The sequence below is a fragment of the Escherichia sp. KTE159 genome (assembly GCF_000408805.1).
Taxonomy (GTDB): domain Bacteria; phylum Pseudomonadota; class Gammaproteobacteria; order Enterobacterales; family Enterobacteriaceae; genus Escherichia; species Escherichia marmotae.
Map to the genome: position 1 here is coordinate 356556 of NZ_KE137292.1, position 19649 is coordinate 376204.

Annotated in this window: 16 protein-coding genes; 11 read left to right on the plus strand and 5 right to left on the minus strand. The window is 50.8% G+C overall.

All coding sequences use genetic code 11. From position 1 onward, the window contains the following. Window positions 1-141 precede the first annotated feature (141 nt). Together mnmH and allS are read right to left on the minus strand one after the other, a co-directional pair. Complete coding sequence (gene mnmH, locus A31E_RS19655; RefSeq protein WP_001158163.1) at window positions 142-1236, minus strand: tRNA 2-selenouridine(34) synthase MnmH; 1095 nt, start codon at window positions 1234-1236, stop codon at window positions 142-144. 68 nt (window positions 1237-1304) lie between these two features. Beyond that, window positions 1305-2231, minus strand: a complete 927-nt coding sequence (allS, locus tag A31E_RS19650) for an HTH-type transcriptional activator AllS (RefSeq protein WP_000460115.1) — start codon at window positions 2229-2231, stop codon at window positions 1305-1307. Window positions 2232-2460: 229 nt separating this feature from the next. Here allS and allA point away from each other — a divergent pair, with 229 nt between their 5' ends. The 9 genes from allA (at window position 2461) to glxK (ending at window position 13070) form a co-directional block, all read left to right on the plus strand. Beyond that, window positions 2461-2943, plus strand: coding sequence for an ureidoglycolate lyase (gene allA, locus A31E_RS19645; protein WP_000776381.1), 483 nt, complete (start codon window positions 2461-2463; stop codon window positions 2941-2943). Window positions 2944-3020: 77 nt separating this feature from the next. Continuing rightward, on the plus strand, window positions 3021-3836 hold the full coding sequence (allR, locus tag A31E_RS19640) for an HTH-type transcriptional repressor AllR (protein ID WP_000141275.1): 816 nt from the start codon (window positions 3021-3023) through the stop codon (window positions 3834-3836). An 89-nt stretch (window positions 3837-3925) separates the two neighbouring features. Beyond that, the gene (gene gcl / locus A31E_RS19635; protein WP_001515920.1) at window positions 3926-5707 is read left to right on the plus strand and encodes a glyoxylate carboligase; all 1782 of its coding nucleotides are present in this window, start codon (window positions 3926-3928) and stop codon (window positions 5705-5707) included. Window positions 5708-5719: 12 nt separating this feature from the next. After that, a complete protein-coding gene (hyi, locus tag A31E_RS19630; RefSeq protein WP_000943579.1) occupies window positions 5720-6496 on the plus strand; it encodes a hydroxypyruvate isomerase in 777 nt (258 codons plus the stop codon). Between the two features lie 99 nt (window positions 6497-6595). Further along, entirely contained in the window at window positions 6596-7474 is an 879-nt protein-coding gene (gene glxR / locus A31E_RS19625; protein ID WP_016248432.1) for a 2-hydroxy-3-oxopropionate reductase, read from the plus strand. A 196-nt stretch (window positions 7475-7670) separates the two neighbouring features. Further along, window positions 7671-9125, plus strand: a complete 1455-nt coding sequence (locus tag A31E_RS19620; protein WP_000401079.1) for an allantoin transporter — start codon at window positions 7671-7673, stop codon at window positions 9123-9125. A 60-nt stretch (window positions 9126-9185) separates the two neighbouring features. After that, entirely contained in the window at window positions 9186-10547 is a 1362-nt protein-coding gene (allB, locus tag A31E_RS19615) for an allantoinase AllB (RefSeq protein WP_000006909.1), read from the plus strand. A 54-nt stretch (window positions 10548-10601) separates the two neighbouring features. Beyond that, a complete protein-coding gene (locus tag A31E_RS19610) occupies window positions 10602-11903 on the plus strand; it encodes a uracil/xanthine transporter (RefSeq protein WP_016248433.1) in 1302 nt (433 codons plus the stop codon). 21 nt (window positions 11904-11924) lie between these two features. Further along, window positions 11925-13070, plus strand: coding sequence for a glycerate 3-kinase (glxK, locus tag A31E_RS19605; protein WP_016248434.1), 1146 nt, complete (start codon window positions 11925-11927; stop codon window positions 13068-13070). A 223-nt stretch (window positions 13071-13293) separates the two neighbouring features. Here the strand turns inward: glxK and allE are convergent, their stop codons facing one another. Genes allE through allD form a run of 3 tightly spaced genes read right to left on the minus strand, consistent with a single transcriptional unit; the run spans window position 13294 to window position 16396 of the window. Then, window positions 13294-14079 (minus strand): (S)-ureidoglycine aminohydrolase, encoded by a 786-nt coding sequence (allE, locus tag A31E_RS19600; RefSeq protein ID WP_000540973.1) that lies wholly within the window; start codon window positions 14077-14079, stop codon window positions 13294-13296. A 10-nt stretch (window positions 14080-14089) separates the two neighbouring features. Continuing rightward, window positions 14090-15325: an allantoate deiminase gene (gene allC / locus A31E_RS19595; protein WP_010380095.1), complete on the minus strand. Its 1236-nt coding sequence runs from the start codon at window positions 15323-15325 to the stop codon at window positions 14090-14092. Between the two features lie 21 nt (window positions 15326-15346). Beyond that, the gene (gene allD / locus A31E_RS19590; protein ID WP_001515927.1) at window positions 15347-16396 is read right to left on the minus strand and encodes an ureidoglycolate dehydrogenase; all 1050 of its coding nucleotides are present in this window, start codon (window positions 16394-16396) and stop codon (window positions 15347-15349) included. Between the two features lie 316 nt (window positions 16397-16712). On the opposite strand from allD, the gene A31E_RS19585 reads away from it, so the two are divergent. Further along, window positions 16713-18380 carry an acyl-CoA synthetase FdrA gene (locus A31E_RS19585; RefSeq protein WP_016248435.1) on the plus strand — a complete coding sequence of 556 codons (1668 nt, stop codon included), beginning with the start codon at window positions 16713-16715 and terminating at the stop codon, window positions 18378-18380. Window positions 18381-18389: 9 nt separating this feature from the next. After that, window positions 18390-19649 (plus strand): YlbE family protein, encoded by a 1260-nt coding sequence (locus tag A31E_RS19580; protein ID WP_016248436.1) that lies wholly within the window; start codon window positions 18390-18392, stop codon window positions 19647-19649.

A 19649-nucleotide genomic window follows, 5' to 3' on the forward strand; every position in this document is an offset into this window, starting at 1 on the left:
GCCGCATCCGGTAGCTGTGCACTGATGCCTGATGCGACGCTTTGCGCGTCTTATCAGGCCTACGGTCTACGGGCAAAATGTAGGCCGGATAAGGCGTTTACGCCGCATCCGGCATGAACAACGCGCACAGAATGCCGCCCATCACTGCGCCTTCACCCACTCCATCACTTCCGCCCACTCACCGCGAAAGACAACTTTTTCCGCTTTTTTCTCAAGCTGATAGCGATACATCGGGTCGTAATACTCTTCAAGCAGCGGCACCAGCCAGGCCATATGACCGTCGGTGCTGCCGGTTGCGAGTTGCGTTGTCAGCGCCGCATCCAGCCGTGCTGCCAGTTCGTTATAGCGCTGTAATCCCAGCCGACGTTTAATTGCTGAAAGCCCATGATGCAGGTACTCGCAATACTCTTGCCAGCCCTGTTCTTCACCATATGCATGGGTAAAATCATGATGCATACGCAGGAAATACTCTTCGTTCAGGCGTTCAAGACGGATCTCAAACGGGTCTTCCACCACCGCAATCGCCGCCTGGGTCATTCGCTCGCGCAGACATTCCGGAAGGTGATTTGAACCAATCATCCGGCTTTCATCTTCCAGCACCCACAGGTGCAGATCCTGACGGGCGTCGGTTTTTAGCATTTCGGCGGCCAGCAGGTTTTCAAAACTCGCCTGGCTAAGTTGTGGTTGTAACGTGCGACCAAAAGCAGAACCACGATGGCGCGCCAGCCCTTCCAGATCAACACCGTTCGGTTGCTGTTGCACTAACAGCGTTTTGCCGCTGCCGGTACAACCGCCAATCAGCACTATCGGTTTTTTTGACAGTTCAATGGTCGCCTGAATCGCGGTTTGGCGCAGTGCCTTATAACCGCCTTCCACCAGCGGATAATCAATCCCTGCGTCATGCAGCCAGCGTTGCACAATATGTGAACGTTGACCGCCGCGGGCGCAGCAGAGAATACCTTGTGGATTTTGCAGGCACGCTGCCCGCCAGGCGTCCATGCGATGCTGACGAATTTCACCCGCCACCAGTTTATGCCCCAACGCCAGCGCCGCCTCTGATCCTTGCTGTTTATAGCAGGTGCCAACGGCGGCGCGTTCATCGTTATTCATTAACGGCAGGTTGATAGCGGCGGGCATTGCGCCTTGCTCAAACTCGATGGGGGCACGAACATCAATAATTGGCGTATCAGCAATCAGCAGGGCACGATAGTCCTGTTCCGTGTATCTCTCTTGCATAGTAAAAAGTGAACCTCAAATCAGCTTGCGCGCTATTTTACGCGCCAACGCGCAAGGAAACTTGATTTTTAACTACGTGGGTTGCCGAAAATTTCTAAAAAACCGCTGATTTCCGGCCTGCGCTGGGTAAACAAGGTCACAATATCTTCCACCGCTTTGCCGCTGCCAAACTTGCGCCATGCCAGACTTAATGGCGAAGGAGGGCGCATCGTCGGGATGACCCGGCTGACCAGTTGTTGATTATCAATCATCGACTGGCAAAGTGATTTTGGCAAAAAACCAATGCCAACGCCCGCCAGATGGGCGGCGATTTTCGTTTCCATATCAGGAACAATAATTTCCTTTTGTCCCGGCAAACGCCAGGCGACGCGTTTGGTTAAGGTTCGGGCGCTGTCTTCAATATTGACCGCCGGAAAGCGCCGTAACTGCGCTTCTGTTAGCGGCTCTTCAACGTTCGCCAGCGGATGATCCGCCGCGATAACAAAGCGCCATTGCACCGAACCTAAAGGATCAAGGCTAAAAGTATTTGCCAGTGCTTCGGTCCCCGTGACGCCGATAGCCAGGGAAAAGCCTTCGTACAATAGCGAATCCCAGACACCCATATAGATTTGTCGGGAGATGTGAAACTGGGTAAAGGGATAACGTTCATTCAGCCACGCCAGCAGTTGGGCGACGGCCTGGGGATTGTAGAGCAGGTTGTTGATGACGATATTCACCTGGCGTTCCACGCCATCATTCACCTGTTGCAGCTCGCTGGGCATACTTTCCAGCCAGCTCAGCCAGTCTCTGGCCTGACAAAGCAGATGCTCGCCTGCCGCTGTCAACGTCACGCTGCGAGTCGTGCGGAAAAACAACGCCACCCCGGTATTCTCTTCCAGAAGTTTAATGCGATAACTGATAGTCGCCGTGGTTTTACATAATCGTTCAGCCGCTTTTGAAAAACTTCCTGTTTCAGCAACAGCAATAAAAGTTCGCAAGGTTTCTGGATCAAACATCTTCAGGTATCCCATTTTAAATCAGCAAGTTGCATGATTTTCTTGTCCTTTGATTTACCTGTATTTTCACATGATAACCCTGCGTGATTTGTGGACTAAATCTTGTTTTGGAAAAATATTCCAACTTTTGTATTGATGTTGTTCTCTTAAGGTTTTAGATTGCCTGTTATTGAAACCTGGCTGACCGGTCGGCGGTGGTTGAACGGAATTATGTTACAAGGACAAAAAGATGAAACTTCAGGTATTACCGTTAAGTCAGGAAGCCTTCAGTGCTTATGGCGACGTTATCGAAACGCAGCAACGGGATTTTTTCCATATAAACAATGGACTGGTGGAGCGTTATCACGATTTGGCGCTCGTTGAGATTCTTGAGCAAGACCGGACGCTTATCAGCATTAACCGCGCGCAACCGGCGAATCTGCCGCTGACCATCCACGAACTCGAACGCCATCCGTTGGGCACCCAGGCATTTATTCCGTTGAAAGGGGAAGCGTTTGTGGTGGTCGTGGCGTCAGGTGATGAAACCCCAGATCTGTCAACGCTGCGGGCGTTTATCACCAACGGTGAGCAGGGGGTGAATTACCATCGTAATGTCTGGCACCATCCGCTTTTCGCCTGGCAGCAGGTTACCGATTTTCTGACCATCGATCGCGGCGGCAGTGACAACTGTGATGTCGAAAGTATTCCTGAACAGGAACTCTGTTTTGCGTGACGCCTGGAACCGACTTGCATAAGATAAACTAATTGTTCATTGTTTATGCTCACTTGTAGGTCGGAGTTAACGTAGGTATGACGGAAGTTAGACGGCGCGGCAGGCCAGGACAGGCAGAGCCTGTGGCACAGAAGGGCGCACAGGCGTTAGAACGGGGAATTGCGATCCTGCAATATCTGGAAAAAAGTGGGGGAAGTTCATCGGTTAGCGATATTTCTCTCAATCTGGATTTGCCGCTCTCAACGACCTTTCGCTTGCTGAAGGTTTTACAGGCAGCGGATTTTGTCTATCAGGACAGTCAGTTAGGCTGGTGGCATATAGGATTAGGTGTCTTTAACGTCGGCGCGGCGTATATCCATAACCGCGATGTCCTCTCCGTTGCCGGGCCGTTTATGCGCCGCCTGATGTTGCTTTCCGGCGAGACGGTCAATGTCGCAATTCGTAACGGCAATGAAGCGGTTTTAATTGGTCAGTTAGAGTGTAAATCGATGGTCAGGATGTGCGCGCCGCTGGGCAGTCGTCTGCCGTTACATGCTTCCGGCGCAGGCAAGGCGCTGCTTTATCCGCTGGCGGAAGAGGAGCTGATGAGCATCATCCTGCAAACCGGTTTGCAGCAGTTTACGCCAACGACGCTTGTGGATATGCCCACCTTGCTGAAGGACCTGGAACAAGCGCGTGAACTGGGCTATACCGTAGATAAAGAAGAGCATGTTGTAGGCCTGAATTGCATAGCTTCAGCAATTTACGACGATGTAGGTAGTGTTGTTGCCGCTATCTCTATCTCCGGGCCTTCATCACGACTGACAGAAGATCGTTTTGTCAGCCAGGGTGAGCTGGTCAGAGACACCGCCCGCGATATTAGTACGGCGTTGGGACTGAAAGCACATCCATAGTGTCTGTCGCATCCCGCTCTGCGGAGCGGGTTTTTTTGACAAAAAATGAAAGTTGGAAAATTTTTCCAATTAATAGAGGTAGGAATAAAATGGCAAAAATGAGAGCCGTTGACGCGGCAATGTATGTGCTGGAGAAAGAAGGTATCACCACCGCCTTCGGCGTTCCGGGAGCAGCAATCAACCCTTTCTATTCAGCGATGCGTAAGCACGGCGGTATTCGTCACATCCTGGCGCGTCACGTAGAAGGTGCGTCGCACATGGCTGAAGGCTATACCCGCGCAACGGCAGGGAATATCGGCGTTTGTTTGGGGACTTCCGGTCCGGCGGGCACTGATATGATCACCGCGCTCTATTCTGCTTCTGCTGATTCCATTCCTATTTTGTGCATTACCGGTCAGGCTCCGCGCGCTCGTCTGCATAAAGAAGATTTCCAGGCGGTGGATATCGAAGCTATCGCCAAACCGGTCAGTAAAATGGCGGTTACTGTACGTGAAGCGGCGCTGGTGCCTCGTGTGCTGCAACAGGCATTTCACCTGATGCGTTCTGGTCGTCCGGGTCCGGTACTGGTGGATTTACCGTTCGACGTTCAGGTTGCGGAAATCGAGTTTGATCCTGACATGTACGAACCGCTGCCGGCCTACAAACCTGCTGCCAGCCGTATGCAGATCGAAAAAGCGGTAGAAATGTTAATTCAGGCCGAACGTCCGGTGATTGTTGCCGGGGGCGGGGTAATCAACGCCGATGCCGCGGCGCTGTTACAACAGTTTGCTGAACTGACCAGTGTTCCGGTGATCCCAACGCTGATGGGCTGGGGCTGTATTCCGGACGATCACGAACTGATGGCCGGGATGGTGGGGCTGCAAACCGCGCATCGCTACGGTAACGCAACGTTGCTGGCGTCCGACATGGTGTTTGGTATTGGTAACCGTTTTGCCAACCGTCATACCGGTTCGGTAGAGAAATACACCGAAGGGCGCAAAATCGTCCACATCGATATTGAGCCGACACAAATTGGCCGCGTGCTGTGTCCGGATCTGGGTATTGTCTCTGACGCTAAAGCGGCGCTGATGCTGCTGGTTGAAGTGGCGCAGGAGATGCAAAAAGCCGGGCGTCTGCCTTGTCGTAAAGAGTGGGTTGCAGAGTGCCAGCAGCGCAAACGCACTCTGCTGCGCAAAACCCACTTCGACAACGTGCCGGTGAAACCGCAGCGCGTGTATGAAGAGATGAACAAAGCCTTTGGACGCGATGTTTGCTATGTCACCACTATTGGTCTGTCGCAAATTGCCGCTGCACAAATGCTGCATGTCTTTAAAGACCGTCACTGGATCAACTGTGGTCAGGCAGGCCCGCTGGGCTGGACCATTCCGGCGGCGCTGGGCGTGTGTGCGGCTGATCCAGAGCGTAATGTGGTGGCGATTTCCGGTGACTTCGACTTCCAGTTCCTGATTGAAGAGTTAGCCGTTGGCGCACAGTTCAACATTCCGTACATCCATGTGCTGGTCAATAACGCCTATCTCGGTCTGATTCGCCAGTCGCAGCGTGCATTTGATATGGATTACTGCGTACAGCTCGCGTTCGAAAATATTAACTCCAGTGATGTGAACGGTTATGGCGTTGACCACGTGAAAGTAGCGGAAGGTTTAGGTTGTAAAGCCATTCGCGTCTTCAAACCGGAAGATATTGCTCCGGCCTTTGAACAGGCGAAAGCCTTAATGAATCAGTACCGTGTTCCGGTGGTAGTGGAAATTATGCTGGAGCGTGTGACTAATATTTCGATGGGCAGTGAACTGGATAACGTCATGGAATTTGAAGATATTGCGGATAACGCAGTGGACGCACCGACGGAAACCTGTTTCATGCACTATGAATAAGGGAGATAAATAATGTTACGTTTCTCTGCTAATTTATCGATGTTATTTGGCGAATATGATTTTCTCAGCCGTTTTGAGAAAGCCGCTCAGTGTGGTTTTCGCGGTGTTGAATTTATGTTTCCTTATGACTACGACATTGAAGAATTAAAACAGGTACTGGCGAGTAATAAACTTGAACATACGCTGCATAATTTACCGGCGGGTGACTGGGCGGCAGGCGAGCGGGGTATTGCCTGTATTCCAGGACGTGAAGAAGAGTTTCGTGATGGCGTAGCAGCAGCGATTCGTTATGCCCGTGCGCTGGGTAATAAAAAAGTTAACTGTCTGGTCGGGAAAACACCAGCAGGCTTCAGCAGTGAACAGATTCACGCAACGCTTGTGGAAAATCTGCGTTATGCCGCGAATATGCTGATGAAAGAAGATATTTTATTATTGATTGAGCCAATCAACCATTTCGATATTCCTGGTTTTCATCTCACCGGAACTCAGCAGGCACTGAAACTGATTGAAGATGTTGGCTGCTGCAATGTAAAAATCCAGTATGACATTTATCATATGCAACGGATGGAAGGTGAATTAACCAATACCATAACCCAATGGGCCGATAAAATTGGTCATCTGCAAATCGCTGATAATCCACATCGCGGCGAACCAGGAACCGGAGAAATTAATTACGATTATCTCTTTACGGTAATTGAAAATTCTGACTACAACGGTTGGGTTGGGTGTGAATATAAACCCCAAACCACTACGGAAGCCGGTTTACGCTGGATGGAACCGTACCGTTAAAACGTAACGCTGTTCAGACAATGCTTTTTTAGGCCGCAACATCGGCAGGGGATCGTGTTGTCTGAATTCAGGAATGGCGACATTTAAAAGAGGTTAATTATGAAACTGGGATTTATTGGCTTAGGCATTATGGGCACCCCGATGGCCATTAATCTGGCGCGTGCCGGTCATCAATTACATGTCACAACCATTGGACCGGTTGCTGATGAATTACTGTCACTCGGTGCCGTTAATGTCGAAACCGCGCGCCAGGTAACGGACGCTGCCGACATCATTTTTATTATGGTGCCGGATACGCCGCACGTTGAAGAGGTTCTGTTTGGTGACAATGGCTGTACTAAAGCTGCGCTGAAGGGCAAAACCATTGTTGATATGAGTTCTATTTCACCGATTGAAACTAAACGTTTTGCTCGTCAGGTAAATGAACTGGGTGGTGATTATCTCGATGCGCCCGTTTCCGGCGGTGAAATTGGCGCGCGTGAAGGGACGTTGTCAATTATGGTTGGCGGTGACGAAGCGGTATTTGAACGCGTGAAACCGCTGTTTGAACTGCTCGGTAAAAATATCACCCTCGTGGGCGGTAACGGCGACGGTCAAACCTGCAAAGTGGCGAACCAGATTATCGTGGCGCTCAATATTGAAGCGGTTTCTGAAGCCCTGTTGTTTGCTTCGAAAGCCGGTGCTGATCCTGTGCGTGTGCGTCAGGCGTTGATGGGCGGCTTTGCCTCCTCGCGCATTCTGGAAGTTCACGGAGAGCGTATGATTAAACGCACCTTTAATCCGGGCTTCAAAATCGCTCTGCACCAGAAAGATCTCAACCTGGCGCTACAAAGTGCGAAAGCGCTGGCGCTGAATCTGCCAAACACCGCGACCTGCCAGGAATTATTTAATACCTGTGCAGCAAACGGCGGCAGCCAGTTGGATCACTCTGCGTTAGTGCAGGCGCTGGAATTAATGGCGAATCATAAACTGGCCTGATAAATGAGCATCATGGCTGATGAAGCTACGATGCCCGCAATAAATAATGGCCGATATCAAATAATTGATTCGGCCTGCAGTAAAAAAGAAAGCAGCCAACGATGTTGCTTCAGTATTAAATCTATTTTTTATTTTATTAGTTCCTCATAGCTAGATTAAAACAGCGTTATTCAATACGTGAAATTAAGAGGGATTTATGGAACATCAGAGAAAACTATTCCAGCAACGTGGCTATAGCGAAGATCTATTACCGAAAACGCAAAACCAGCGGACCTGGAAAACATTTAACTATTTTACCTTATGGATGGGGTCGGTACATAACGTTCCCAACTACGTAATGGTAGGTGGCTTTTTTATTCTCGGCTTGTCTACCTTTAGTATTATGCTGGCAATTATCCTTAGTGCCTTTTTTATTGCAGCGGTAATGGTATTAAACGGTGCGGCGGGCAGTAAATACGGCGTACCATTTGCCATGATCCTGCGTGCTTCTTACGGTGTACGTGGCGCACTGTTTCCCGGATTATTAAGAGGTGGTATTGCCGCTATCATGTGGTTTGGCCTGCAATGCTACGCGGGGTCACTGGCCTGCTTGATCCTGATTGGCAAAATCTGGCCGGGGTTTTTAACTCTCGGTGGTGATTTCACTCTGTTAGGACTTTCTCTACCCGGCCTGATTACCTTCTTGTTTTTTTGGCTGGTTAACGTTGGAATTGGCTTCGGTGGCGGCAAAGTTTTAAATAAATTCACCGCCATTCTTAACCCGTGCATCTATATCGTTTTCGGTGGCATGGCGATTTGGGCGATTTCGTTGGTTGGGATCGGTCCAATCCTCGACTACATCCCCAGTGGTGTACAGAAAGCAGAAAACAGTGGTTTCCTGTTCCTGGTGGTGATAAACGCGGTGGTTGCGGTCTGGGCAGCACCGGCGGTAAGCGCATCTGACTTTACGCAAAACGCCCACTCGTTTCGTGAGCAGGCGCTGGGGCAAACGCTGGGTCTGGTCGTGGCCTATATTCTGTTTGCGGTTGCTGGGGTAAGTATTATTGCCGGAGCCAGTATTCATTACGGCGCTGATACCTGGAACGTGCTGGATATTGTTCAACGTTGGGACAGCCTGTTCGCCTCATTCTTTGCGGTACTGGTTATTCTGATGACGACCATTTCGACTAACGCCACCGGTAATATTATTCCGGCCGGTTATCAGATTGCTGCTATTGCACCGACGAAACTGACCTATAAAAACGGCGTACTGATTGCCAGTATTATCAGCCTGCTGATCTGCCCGTGGAAATTAATGGAAAATCAGGACAGTATTTATCTGTTCCTCGATATTATCGGCGGAATGCTGGGGCCGGTAATTGGTGTGATGATGGCTCACTATTTCGTGGTCATGCGTGGGCAAATTAATCTTGATGAATTGTATACCGCATCCGGTGATTTTAAATACTACGATAACGGCTTTAACCTTACCGCGTTCTCAGTAACTCTGGTGGCGGTTATTTTATCTCTCGGCGGTAAATTTATTCCGCTCATGGAACCATTATCTCGAATTTCATGGTTTGTCGGCGTTATCGTCGCCTTTGCGGCTTACGCTTTATTAAAAAAACGCACAGCAATAGAAAAAACAGGAGAACAAAAAGTCACAGGTTAATTAATCCCGATATTGAACATTGAGTTAAAAAACCAATCTGTATTTCACAAGGAGTTTGTTATGTCTTTTGATTTAATTATTAAAAACGGCACTGTCATTTTAGAAAATGAAGCTCGCGTTGTAGATATCGCCGTTAAAGGCGGAAAAATTGCCGCTATCGGTCAGGAGCTGGGCGATGCAAAAGAAATTATGGATGCGTCTGGTCTGGTGGTCTCTCCGGGCATGGTTGATGCGCACACCCATATTTCTGAGCCAGGTCGCAGCCACTGGGAAGGTTATGAAACCGGCACTCGCGCAGCGGCAAAAGGCGGTATTACCACCATGATCGAAATGCCGCTCAACCAGTTGCCAGCTACCGTTGACCGCGCTTCTATTGAACTGAAGTTTGATGCCGCTAAAGGCAAGCTGACTATCGATGCGGCACAACTCGGTGGCCTGGTGTCTTACAACATCGACCGTCTGCATGAGCTGGATGAAGTGGGCGTTGTCGGCTTCAAATGCTTCGTCGCAACCTGTGGCGATCGCGGTATCGACAATGACTTCCGTGACGTCAATGACTGGCAGTTCTTCAAAGGCGCGCAGAAGCTGGGCGAACTGGGTCAGCCGGTGCTGGTGCACTGCGAAAACGCGCTGATCTGTGACGAACTGGGCGAAGAAGCGAAGCGTGAAGGCCGCGTAACCGCGCATGACTATGTCGCTTCGCGCCCGGTATTTACGGAAGTGGAAGCGATTCGCCGCGTACTGTATCTGGCAAAAGTTGCCGGTTGCCGTCTGCACGTTTGCCACATCAGCAGCCCGGAAGGTGTTGAAGAAGTGACTCGTGCGCGTCAGGAAGGTCAGGACGTTACCTGTGAATCCTGCCCGCATTACTTTGTGCTGGATACCGATCAGTTTGAAGAAATAGGCACTCTGGCGAAGTGTTCACCGCCGATCCGCGATTTGGAAAACCAGAACGGCATGTGGGAAAAACTGTTCAACGGTGAAATCGACTGCCTGGTTTCTGACCACTCTCCATGCCCTCCTGAAATGAAAGCCGGTAACATCATGAAAGCATGGGGCGGTATCGCTGGTCTGCAAAGCTGCATGGACGTGATGTTCGATGAAGCGGTACAGAAACGTGGTATGTCTCTGGCCATGTTCGGCAAATTAATGGCCACCAATGCGGCGGATATTTTCGGTTTGCAGCAAAAAGGTCGTATCGCCCCAGGAAAAGATGCCGACTTCGTCTTCATTCAGCCGAATAGCAGCTATGTTCTTACCAATGACGATTTGGAATATCGCCACAAAGTCAGCCCGTATGTTGGCCGTACCATTGGCGCGCGTATCACGAAAACCATCTTACGTGGTGATGTGATTTACGACATCGAACAGGGCTTCCCTGTTGCGCCTAAAGGTCAATTTATCCTTAAACATCAGCAGTAATCTGGCCCCTGCAATGCCCGCCGCGTGCGGGCATTCTCCGGTTAAGGTGTGTTTATGTTCAATTTTGTAGTCAGCCGCGAAAGCCTGTTATCAGGGTTTCAGTGGTTTTTCTTTATTTTTTGCAACACCGTTGTGGTTCCTCCTACGTTGCTTTCGGCTTTTCAGTTGCCGCAAAGTAGCCTGCTTACGCTCACCCAATATGCTTTTCTCTCTACCGCGCTGGCCTGCTTTGCTCAGGCATTCTGCGGTCATCGTCGCGCAATTATGGAAGGGCCGGGGGGCCTGTGGTGGGGAACCATCCTCACCATCACCCTCGGAGAAGCGTCGCGCGGTACACCGATCAACGATATCGCCACCAGTCTGGCGGTGGGAATTGCGCTCTCCGGCGTACTGACAATAATGATTGGTGTTAGTGGCTTAGGTCATCGCCTGGCGCGGTTATTTACCCCGACGGTGATGGTGCTGTTTATGCTGATGCTTGGCGCACAACTGACCAGCATCTTTTTTAAAGGTATGCTCGGGCTGCCGTTTGGCATAGCCGATCCTGATTTTAAAATTCAGTTACCGCCGTTCGCGCTCTCGGTGGCGGTAATGTGCCTGGTGTTGGCGATGATTATCTTTCTGCCGCAACGTTTTTCCCGTTACGGCTTGCTGGTCGGCACGATAACCGGGTGGTTGTTATGGCATTTTTGCTTTTCGTCCTCGCATTCGCTTTCCGGTGAGTTGCACTGGCAGTGGTTCCCGCTCGGCAGTGGTGGCACGTTGTCACCGGGAATTATTCTGACGGCGGTGATTACCGGTCTGGTTAATATCAGTAATACCTACGGTGCGATTCGCGGTACAGATGTTTTTTATCCGCAACAGGGCGCGGGGAATGCGCGTTATCGTCGCAGCTTTGTGGTGACCGGATTTATGACCTTGATAACCGTACCGTTGTCGGTAATTCCATTCTCGCCGTTTGTTTCATCAATTGGTTTATTAACCCAGACTGGCGATTACTCGCGACGCTCGTTTATTTATGGCAGCGTTATTTGTCTGCTGGTGGCGCTGATTCCTGCACTTACACGACTGTTCTGTAGTATTCCATTACCGGTGAGTAGCGCGGTTATGCTGGTTTCTTATCTACCGCTGCTCTTTTCTGCTCTGGTATTTAGCCAGCAAATAACTTTTACCGCTCGCAATATTTATCGCCTCGCATTGCCGTTATTTATCGGCATATTTTTAATGGCATTACCGCCTGTGTATCTGCAAGATCTTCCATTAACGCTTCGTCCTCTACTCAGTAACGGCCTACTGGTCGGAATTTTACTGGCTGTTCTTATGGATAATCTAATTCCGTGGGAACGCATCGAATAATTTGTTGAAAAAGGATTAATAATGAAAATTGTCATTGCGCCAGACTCTTTTAAAGAGAGCTTAAGTGCAGAAAAATGTTGTCAGGCAATTAAAGCTGGATTTTCGACCCTCTTTCCCGATGCGCACTATATCTGTTTGCCGATAGCGGATGGTGGAGAGGGGACGGTTGATGCGATGGTTGCTGCGACGGGCGGCAAAATCGTGACGCATGAAGTCTGTGGACCGATGGGCGAAAAAGTGAATGCTTTTTATGGCATTACTGGGGATGGGAAAACGGCGGTGATCGAGATGGCGGCGGCAAGTGGCCTGATGCTGGTCGCACCTGAAAAGCGTAATCCGCTACTGGCGTCAAGTTATGGCACCGGTGAGTTAATTCGCCATGCGCTTGATAACAGCATTCGTCATATTATTCTCGGCATTGGCGGCAGCGCGACGGTAGACGGCGGCATGGGCATGGCGCAGGCACTCGGTGTGCGTTTTCTCGATGCTGATGGTCTGGTGCTGGCGGCAAATGGCGGTAATTTAGCCCGTGTGGCAAGCATTGAGATAGAGGAGCGCGATCCGCGTCTGGTGAGCTGCCATATCGAAGTCGCGTGCGATGTCGATAACCCGCTGGTAGGGGCACGCGGTGCGGCTACGGTGTTTGGCCCACAAAAGGGGGCAACGCCGGAAATGGTCGAAGAGCTGGTGCAGGGGCTGCAAAATTACGCCCGTGTTTTACAACAGCAAACTGAAATTAACGTCTGCCAGATGGCAGGTGGCGGCGCAGCGGGCGGAATGGGCATTGCGGCGGCAGTGTTTCTCAATGCGGATATCAAACCGGGTATTGATATTGTGTTAAATGCGGTCAATCTTGCGCAGGCGGTGCAAGGTGCGGCGCTGGTGATCACCGGTGAGGGGCGCATTGACTCACAAACGGCAGGCGGTAAAGCGCCGCTGGGTGTGGCGTCAGTGGCGAAGAAATTAAATGTCCCGGTGATTGGGATTGCTGGCGTATTGGGTGATGGCGTGGAAGTGGTGCATCAATATGGTATCGATGCTGTTTTCAGTATACTGCCGCGGCTGGCACCTTTAGCCGAAGTGCTCGCCAGTGGTGAAACCAATCTCTTTAACAGCGCGCGGAATATTGCCTGTGCCATTAAAATAGGTCAGGGAATTAAACTCTGATTTTTACCTTAATAAAGTGGATGCGGTTCATATCGCATCCGTTCAGATTACTGACAACGTGCGTGTTGTGTATGCCGGTTCCGTCCTGGAAATCGCGAAAATTATCATGTAGGCCTGATAAGTGAAGCGCATCAGGTAATGTTGCGAAAAAAAAAAGCCACGGTATAAACCGTGGCGAAATCCAACATAGCTAAAATAAAAATCTCAGCGAGAGTGGTATTAATTAAATCTCAACGTCGCGGTTGCAATCTTTCGAATAAATATAACTAAACGCTTCACCGCGCCCTACGCCATAACCGGCTTGCAAGGAATATGCGCCCATAAAGATGTAATCGCCTTTTTTCACTGGGATCCAGTTATTGTCGAGGTTATAAACCCCCTGACCGGAAAGAATATAGGCACCGTGTTCCTGAACGTGGGTTTCGATATAACCGTGGCTGGCACCTGGCGCAAAAGAGAGGATATGCATGTTCATATCAAAGCCTAACTCTTTTGGCAGGAAGTCCAGCAGGATCACATCGTCCATACCTTCATAGTGAATACGTTCCAGTTCATTTGCATTGCCAGAAACCAGCCACGGCGCATGGCCTTCTACCGGAATATAACGGCGCTTATATAAGAAGATTTGGCTGTCTTCGGTCTGGGAATTAACAAACGTCATTAAGGAACCTGGGGGGCAATACAGATACCCACCTTCGCTTAAGTCAAATTTTTTCCCTTCAGCTTCGGCAGTGATATTTCCAGAAATCACATACAGGAAAGTTTCTATCCCATCGCCGCCGAAACCCTGCTGATTACCGCCGTTTTGATGCAGCGTGACCAGATAATCGACAAACGTAGCGCCCAGCTTTGGTGTAGACAGGATCGTCGAGTCACAATTTTCAAAGCCCGGAATAATATTTTTCACCAGGCCGTCTGGGGTTAACAGTGCGAAATTACCGTGTTTCACAATCGCGCGGTTAGCCAGTAAATCATCGCGGTAACCCGTGACGTTATTTAAATATCCCATTTATGACTCCTTATTTCTGCCAGGCAAGTTGATAAAGCATGAGTGCCAACGTTTTGACCCCTTCGGCAAGGTCGTTAATATTGGTGCGTTCCGCCGGGTTATGGCTGATCCCGTTAATGCTGGGAATGAAAATCATGCAGGTCGGCACGCGAGGCGCGAAAATTTGCGCGTCGTGTCCGGCACCGCTGTGCATTACCCGATAGTTCAGGGCTTCCTTCTTGCACAGCTCCGTCAGGGTGGCGACCAGTTCTTTGTTCATTGGCACGGGTTCTTCATCCATCCATAAATCGATATCAATACCGATATCCATTTCATCGCAAATCGCCCGCATGTCGTTTTCTAACCGTTGGGTGAAATCACGCAACACGGCGGCGTCAGTATGGCGACAATCAATAGTGAAAGTGGTTTTCCCCGGCACCACATTCACCGTATTCGGGCGCGGCTCCACCTTGCCAAAGGTGAGCACCAGCGGATCGCCCATCTTTTTCGCTTTTTCAACCGCTTGATTGCAAATGCGACTGAACGCGTAGACCGTATCACGACGATAGCCCATCGGCGTGGTGCCTGCATGGTTTGATTCGCCGTTCAGCGTCACCGTGTAGCGACGTTGCCCGACAATTGCATTCACGATGCCAATTGATTGACCATTACTTTCCAGCACACAGCCTTGTTCAATATGCAGTTCGACAAAGGCTTTGATGTCCTCGCGTGGTGGTAGCGGCGCGTTCGGCAGGGCAAATCCGCAGGCGAGCATCGCATCAAGGAAGCTGTTGCCTTTGGCATCACAGATATTCCGCACATCGTCAGGATTCGCCAGACCGAAAATGTTTTTACTGCCCCAGAAGACATATGGGAAGCGGCTGCCTTCTTCTTCTGCCATCGCCACCACTTCGACTGTACGCAGCGGCGCGCCGTATTGCGTTTTCAGCCAGTCAATTGCCAGCCACGCCGCCAGTGCGCCGAATTGCCCGTCAAGGTTACCGCCGTTAACAACGGTATCGATATGCGAACCGCTCAGAACCACTTCCTGTGGGTATTCGGTGCCGCTCAGGCGGCCGTATAAATTCCCCACTTTGTCGAAATGTGTTTCCAGCCCGCTGACGGCCATTCTTTTTTTGAATTGTTGCTGGGTTTCCAGCCATTCCGGCGAATAAAGTAAACGGGTCATTCCACCCGTTGGGTCTGCGCCAAAAGAGGAAAGCCAGGGCAGCGTTTCTTCTATGGCCTGGCGAAAATGTGTGATCATAGGAAAGTCCTGTCTCAATTATTATTGTGCAAAGGGATTTTTCGTTTCATATGACGTGTTATAAAGCGCGTCGGAAATTAAATACTGGTAAATATCATCAACAATCTCGATACCTTCGACGGCGGCTTTGCGTTGTTTAATATCTTGATCCTGTCCGGGATAATAAACCTGGCTAAAACCGGGCGCGGGGGTAATGGCATTTAATTCGCACATGGTCTGGCTAAGATGTTGTCGGAATAATTCGCTGGAGGAGAAAAAGTCAGGATTAATTACCAGATGTAATTGCCCCAAATTACGTCCGGCGTGTAAATCGTCATACATTGAACTGACCTGACGCCCGAACGGTAAACCGAGTAACACGCCTGAAAGCAGATCAATCATCATCATCAGGCCATAACCTTTCGGTCCGGCAGCGGGCAGCAGGGCGTTAACCGAGAATGGATCGGCTGTTGGTGCTCCGTTTTTATCGACCGCCCAGGTCTCCGGAATAGACATATTGCGCGAGCGCGCGTCGAGTACTTTCCCCCATGCCTGTACGGTAGTCGCCATATCAAAGGTAAGGATCTCGTCACTTTCTCCCGGCGCGGCAAAGGCCAGTGGGTTAGTACCGTAGTAAATTTCCGCCCCACCAAATGGCACCACCATGGGATCGGACTGACACATCGAAATGCCAATTAATCCGGCGTGAGCTGCCTGCTGCACAAAATAAGAGATTGCACCGCTGTGCCCCATCCGGCTAATGCCGACCACGGCAACGCCATTTTGTTGGGCGGTTTTGATGGCATGTTCCATAGCCATTTTTGCGGCAACCTGCCCGGCGGCGTTGTCGGCATGTAAAATTGCCGAGCACGGCCCTGTCTCCTCAAGACGGAATGCCGGTTCGCGGTTAGTGCCGCCTTTTGAAATGCGTTCTGCGTAGTATTCCACGCGTACCGCGCCATGAGAGTGGATCCCTCTGGCATCGGCGTAAACCAATACTTCAGCAACGGTTGCAGCGTGCTCACGTTTTAACCCAGCCAGGCAGAGTTTATTCTCAATTAGCTGGTGGAGTGTTTCCCGACTGATTTTCATCTGTCTTCCTTTTTAACGACGGTGTGAAGCATGACTGCAATTAACATACAGGGAAAATATCTGGATTATGTGATCCAGACAGGCAAAAAAATATAGTTAGAATTTATTTGATAATCCGCCTGTTTTTAATCTGATTTTTAAAATTACGTCGCTTGTTAAAAAATAACACGTAATGCTCTGGCGGTTATTTGATTTATTTTACTAATAATCTCTGTGTGATGTTTATCACCTTATTTACCATCGACCGACGATACCGTAATTGACACATTAATACTGCTCGTGCAATTGCCATGGGCGCAATTTTTAAGGAGTTGTTATGATCCACGCCTTTATTAAAAAAGGGTGTTTTCAGGATTCGGTCAGTTTAATGATTATTTCACGAAAACTCAGCGAATCAGAAAATGTTGATGATGTTTCCGTAATGATGGGTACGCCCGCTAATAAAGCGTTATTAGAGACTACAGGTTTCTGGCATGACGATTTTAATAACGCCACGCCGAACGATATTTGCGTGGCAATTCGTAGCGAAGCGGCGGATGCGGGGATCGCGCAGGCGATTATGCAGCAGCTTGAAGAGGCGTTAAAGCAACTGGCGCAGGGGACGGTCAGCAGCGAGGCGTTAACGCAGGTGCGCCGCTGGGATAGCGCCTGTCAGAAATTACCCGACGCTAATCTGGCGCTGATTTCAGTGGCGGGTGAGTACGCGGCGGAACTGGCTAATCAGGCGCTGGATCGCAACCTCAACGTGATGATGTTCTCCGATAACGTCACGCTGGAAGACGAAATCCAACTCAAAACTCATGCGCGGGAAAAAGACTTGCTGGTGATGGGGCCGGATTGCGGTACGTCGATGATTGCCTCTACGCCGCTGGCTTTCGCTAATGTGATGCCGGAAGGCAATATTGGTGTCATTGGCGCTTCTGGTACAGGGATCCAGGAATTGTGCTCGCAGATTGCGCTGGCAGGGGAGGGGATCTCCCACGCAATTGGTCTGGGCGGGCGCGATCTCAGCCGTGAAGTGGGCGGCATCAGTGCGCTGACGGCGCTGGAAATGCTCAGTGCAGACGAGAAAAGCGAAGTGCTGGCGTTTGTCTCAAAACCGCCAGCCGAAGCCGTGCGCCTGAAAATTGTTAATGCCATGAAAGTAACCGGCAAACCGACGGTGGCGCTGTTTTTAGGTTATACCCCGACGGCGACTCGTGACGAGAATGTGTGGTTTGCCTCCTCGCTGGATGATGCCGCGCGTCTGGCTTGCCTGCTTTCACGCGTTACAGCGCGACGTAACGCGATAGCTCCGGCCAGCAGTGGATTTATTTGCGGCTTGTATACCGGCGGTACGCTGGCAGCCGAAGCGGCGGGATTACTCGCCGGACATCTGGGCGTGCCAGCCGACGATGCCCATCATCACGGCATGATGCTGGACGCTGATGGTCACCAGATCCTCGATCTGGGCGATGATTTCTACACCGTCGGGCGTCCCCATCCGATGATCGACCCGACGTTACGTAATCTGTTGATTGCCGATCTCGGTGCTAAACCACAAGTGCGTGTATTGCTACTCGATGTGGTGATTGGTTTTGGTGCGACTGCCGATCCTGCCGCATCGCTGGTAAGCGCATGGCAACAAGCCTGTGACGCCCGTCCAGATAGTCAACCTCTGTATGCCATTGCCACGGTGACGGGTACTGAACGTGACCCGCAATGCCGTTCGCAACAAATTGCCACACTGGAAGATGCGGGGATCGCGGTGGTCAGTTCACTGCCTGAAGCCACGTTGCTGGCGGCGGCGCTGATTCATCCGCTTTCGCCAGCCACGCATAAATACACTCCATCATTACTGAAAAACGTCGCTGTGATTAACGCCGGGTTACGCAGTTTTGCGCTGGATCTTCAAAGTGCCAGCAAACCGGTAGTGCATTACCAATGGGTGCCAGTCGCTGGCGGCAATAAAAAACTGGCTCGTTTATTAGAACGTTTGCAATAAGGGGTTCCCATGTTTACATCAGTGGCGCAAGCCAATACTGCGGTTATCGAACAAATTCGTCGCGCTCGTCCACACTGGCTGGATGTGCAACCGGCTTCTTCACTCATTAGCGCGTTAAATCAGGGTAAAACACTGCTTCACGCCGGGCCACCGATGCGCTGGCAGGAGATGACCGGGCCAATGAAAGGAGCGTGCGTGGGCGCATGTCTGTTTGAAGGCTGGGCAAAAGATGAAGCGCAGGCTTTGGCGATGCTGGAGCAGGGGGAAGTGAACTTCATTCCTTGCCACCATGTGAATGCTGTCGGGCCAATGGGCGGTATTACCTCTGCCAGTATGCCGATGCTGGTGGTTGAGAATGTGACCGACGGTAACCGGGCGTATTGCAACCTCAACGAAGGTATCGGCAAAGTGATGCGTTTCGGTGCCTATGGCGAAGATGTTCTGACTCGCCATCGCTGGATGCGCGATGTGTTGATGCCAGTATTAAGCGCCGCGCTGGGGCGCATAGAGCATGGTATCGATCTCACCACGATGATGGCGCAGGGCATTACGATGGGCGATGAGTTCCATCAACGCAACATTGCTTCCTCAGCACTGTTGATGCGTGCGCTGGCACCGCAAATCGCCCGTCTCGATCACGATAAACAGCAAATCGCGGAGGTGATGGACTTCCTTAGCGTGACCGATCAGTTCTTCCTCAATCTCGCGATGGCCTATTGCAAGGTGGCGATGGATGCAGGTGCGATGATCCGCGCGGGCAGCATCGTTACGGCAATGACCCGCAACGGCAATATGTTTGGGATTCGGGTAAGCGGTCTGGGCGATCGCTGGTTTACTGCGCCAGTTAACACTCCACAAGGTCTGTTTTTCTCCGGCTTCTCGCAGGAGCAGGCGAATCCGGATATGGGCGATAGCGCGATTACCGAAACCTTTGGTATCGGTGGAGCGGCAATGATCGCCGCCCCAGGCGTAACGCGTTTTGTCGGTGCGGGTGGCGTGGAGGCTGCAAGAACGGTATCTGAAGAGATGGCGGAAATCTTCCTTGAACGCAATATGCAGTTGCCGATCCCCGGCTGGGATTTCCAGGGCGCATGTCTGGGGCTGGATATTCGTCGCGTTGTGGAAACCGGCATTACGCCGCTCATCAATACTGGTATCGCCCATAAAGAAGCGGGGATCGGGCAGATAGGGGCAGGCACTGTACGGGCACCGCTGGCCTGCTTTGAACAGGCGCTGGAAGCCCTGGCTGAAAGTATGGGTATTGGTTGA

Excerpts from the sequence above, each read along its gene's own strand:
- allS (WP_000460115.1), bottom strand. The coding sequence starts at position 2,231 with ATGTTTGATCCAGAAACCTTGCGAACTTTTATTGCTGTTGCTGAAACA.
- A31E_RS19610 (WP_016248433.1), top strand. The coding sequence starts at position 10,602 with ATGTTCAATTTTGTAGTCAGCCGCGAAAGCCTGTTATCAGGGTTTCAG.
- hyi (WP_000943579.1), top strand. The coding sequence starts at position 5,720 with ATGTTACGTTTCTCTGCTAATTTATCGATGTTATTTGGCGAATATGAT.
- A31E_RS19585 (WP_016248435.1), top strand. The coding sequence starts at position 16,713 with ATGATCCACGCCTTTATTAAAAAAGGGTGTTTTCAGGATTCGGTCAGT.
- allC (WP_010380095.1), bottom strand. The coding sequence starts at position 15,325 with ATGATCACACATTTTCGCCAGGCCATAGAAGAAACGCTGCCCTGGCTT.
- glxK (WP_016248434.1), top strand. The coding sequence starts at position 11,925 with ATGAAAATTGTCATTGCGCCAGACTCTTTTAAAGAGAGCTTAAGTGCA.
- allD (WP_001515927.1), bottom strand. The coding sequence starts at position 16,396 with ATGAAAATCAGTCGGGAAACACTCCACCAGCTAATTGAGAATAAACTC.
- gcl (WP_001515920.1), top strand. The coding sequence starts at position 3,926 with ATGGCAAAAATGAGAGCCGTTGACGCGGCAATGTATGTGCTGGAGAAA.
- allB (WP_000006909.1), top strand. The coding sequence starts at position 9,186 with ATGTCTTTTGATTTAATTATTAAAAACGGCACTGTCATTTTAGAAAAT.
- allE (WP_000540973.1), bottom strand. The coding sequence starts at position 14,079 with ATGGGATATTTAAATAACGTCACGGGTTACCGCGATGATTTACTGGCT.
- allA (WP_000776381.1), top strand. The coding sequence starts at position 2,461 with ATGAAACTTCAGGTATTACCGTTAAGTCAGGAAGCCTTCAGTGCTTAT.
- mnmH (WP_001158163.1), bottom strand. The coding sequence starts at position 1,236 with ATGCAAGAGAGATACACGGAACAGGACTATCGTGCCCTGCTGATTGCT.
- A31E_RS19620 (WP_000401079.1), top strand. The coding sequence starts at position 7,671 with ATGGAACATCAGAGAAAACTATTCCAGCAACGTGGCTATAGCGAAGAT.
- A31E_RS19580 (WP_016248436.1), top strand. The coding sequence starts at position 18,390 with ATGTTTACATCAGTGGCGCAAGCCAATACTGCGGTTATCGAACAAATT.
- glxR (WP_016248432.1), top strand. The coding sequence starts at position 6,596 with ATGAAACTGGGATTTATTGGCTTAGGCATTATGGGCACCCCGATGGCC.
- allR (WP_000141275.1), top strand. The coding sequence starts at position 3,021 with ATGACGGAAGTTAGACGGCGCGGCAGGCCAGGACAGGCAGAGCCTGTG.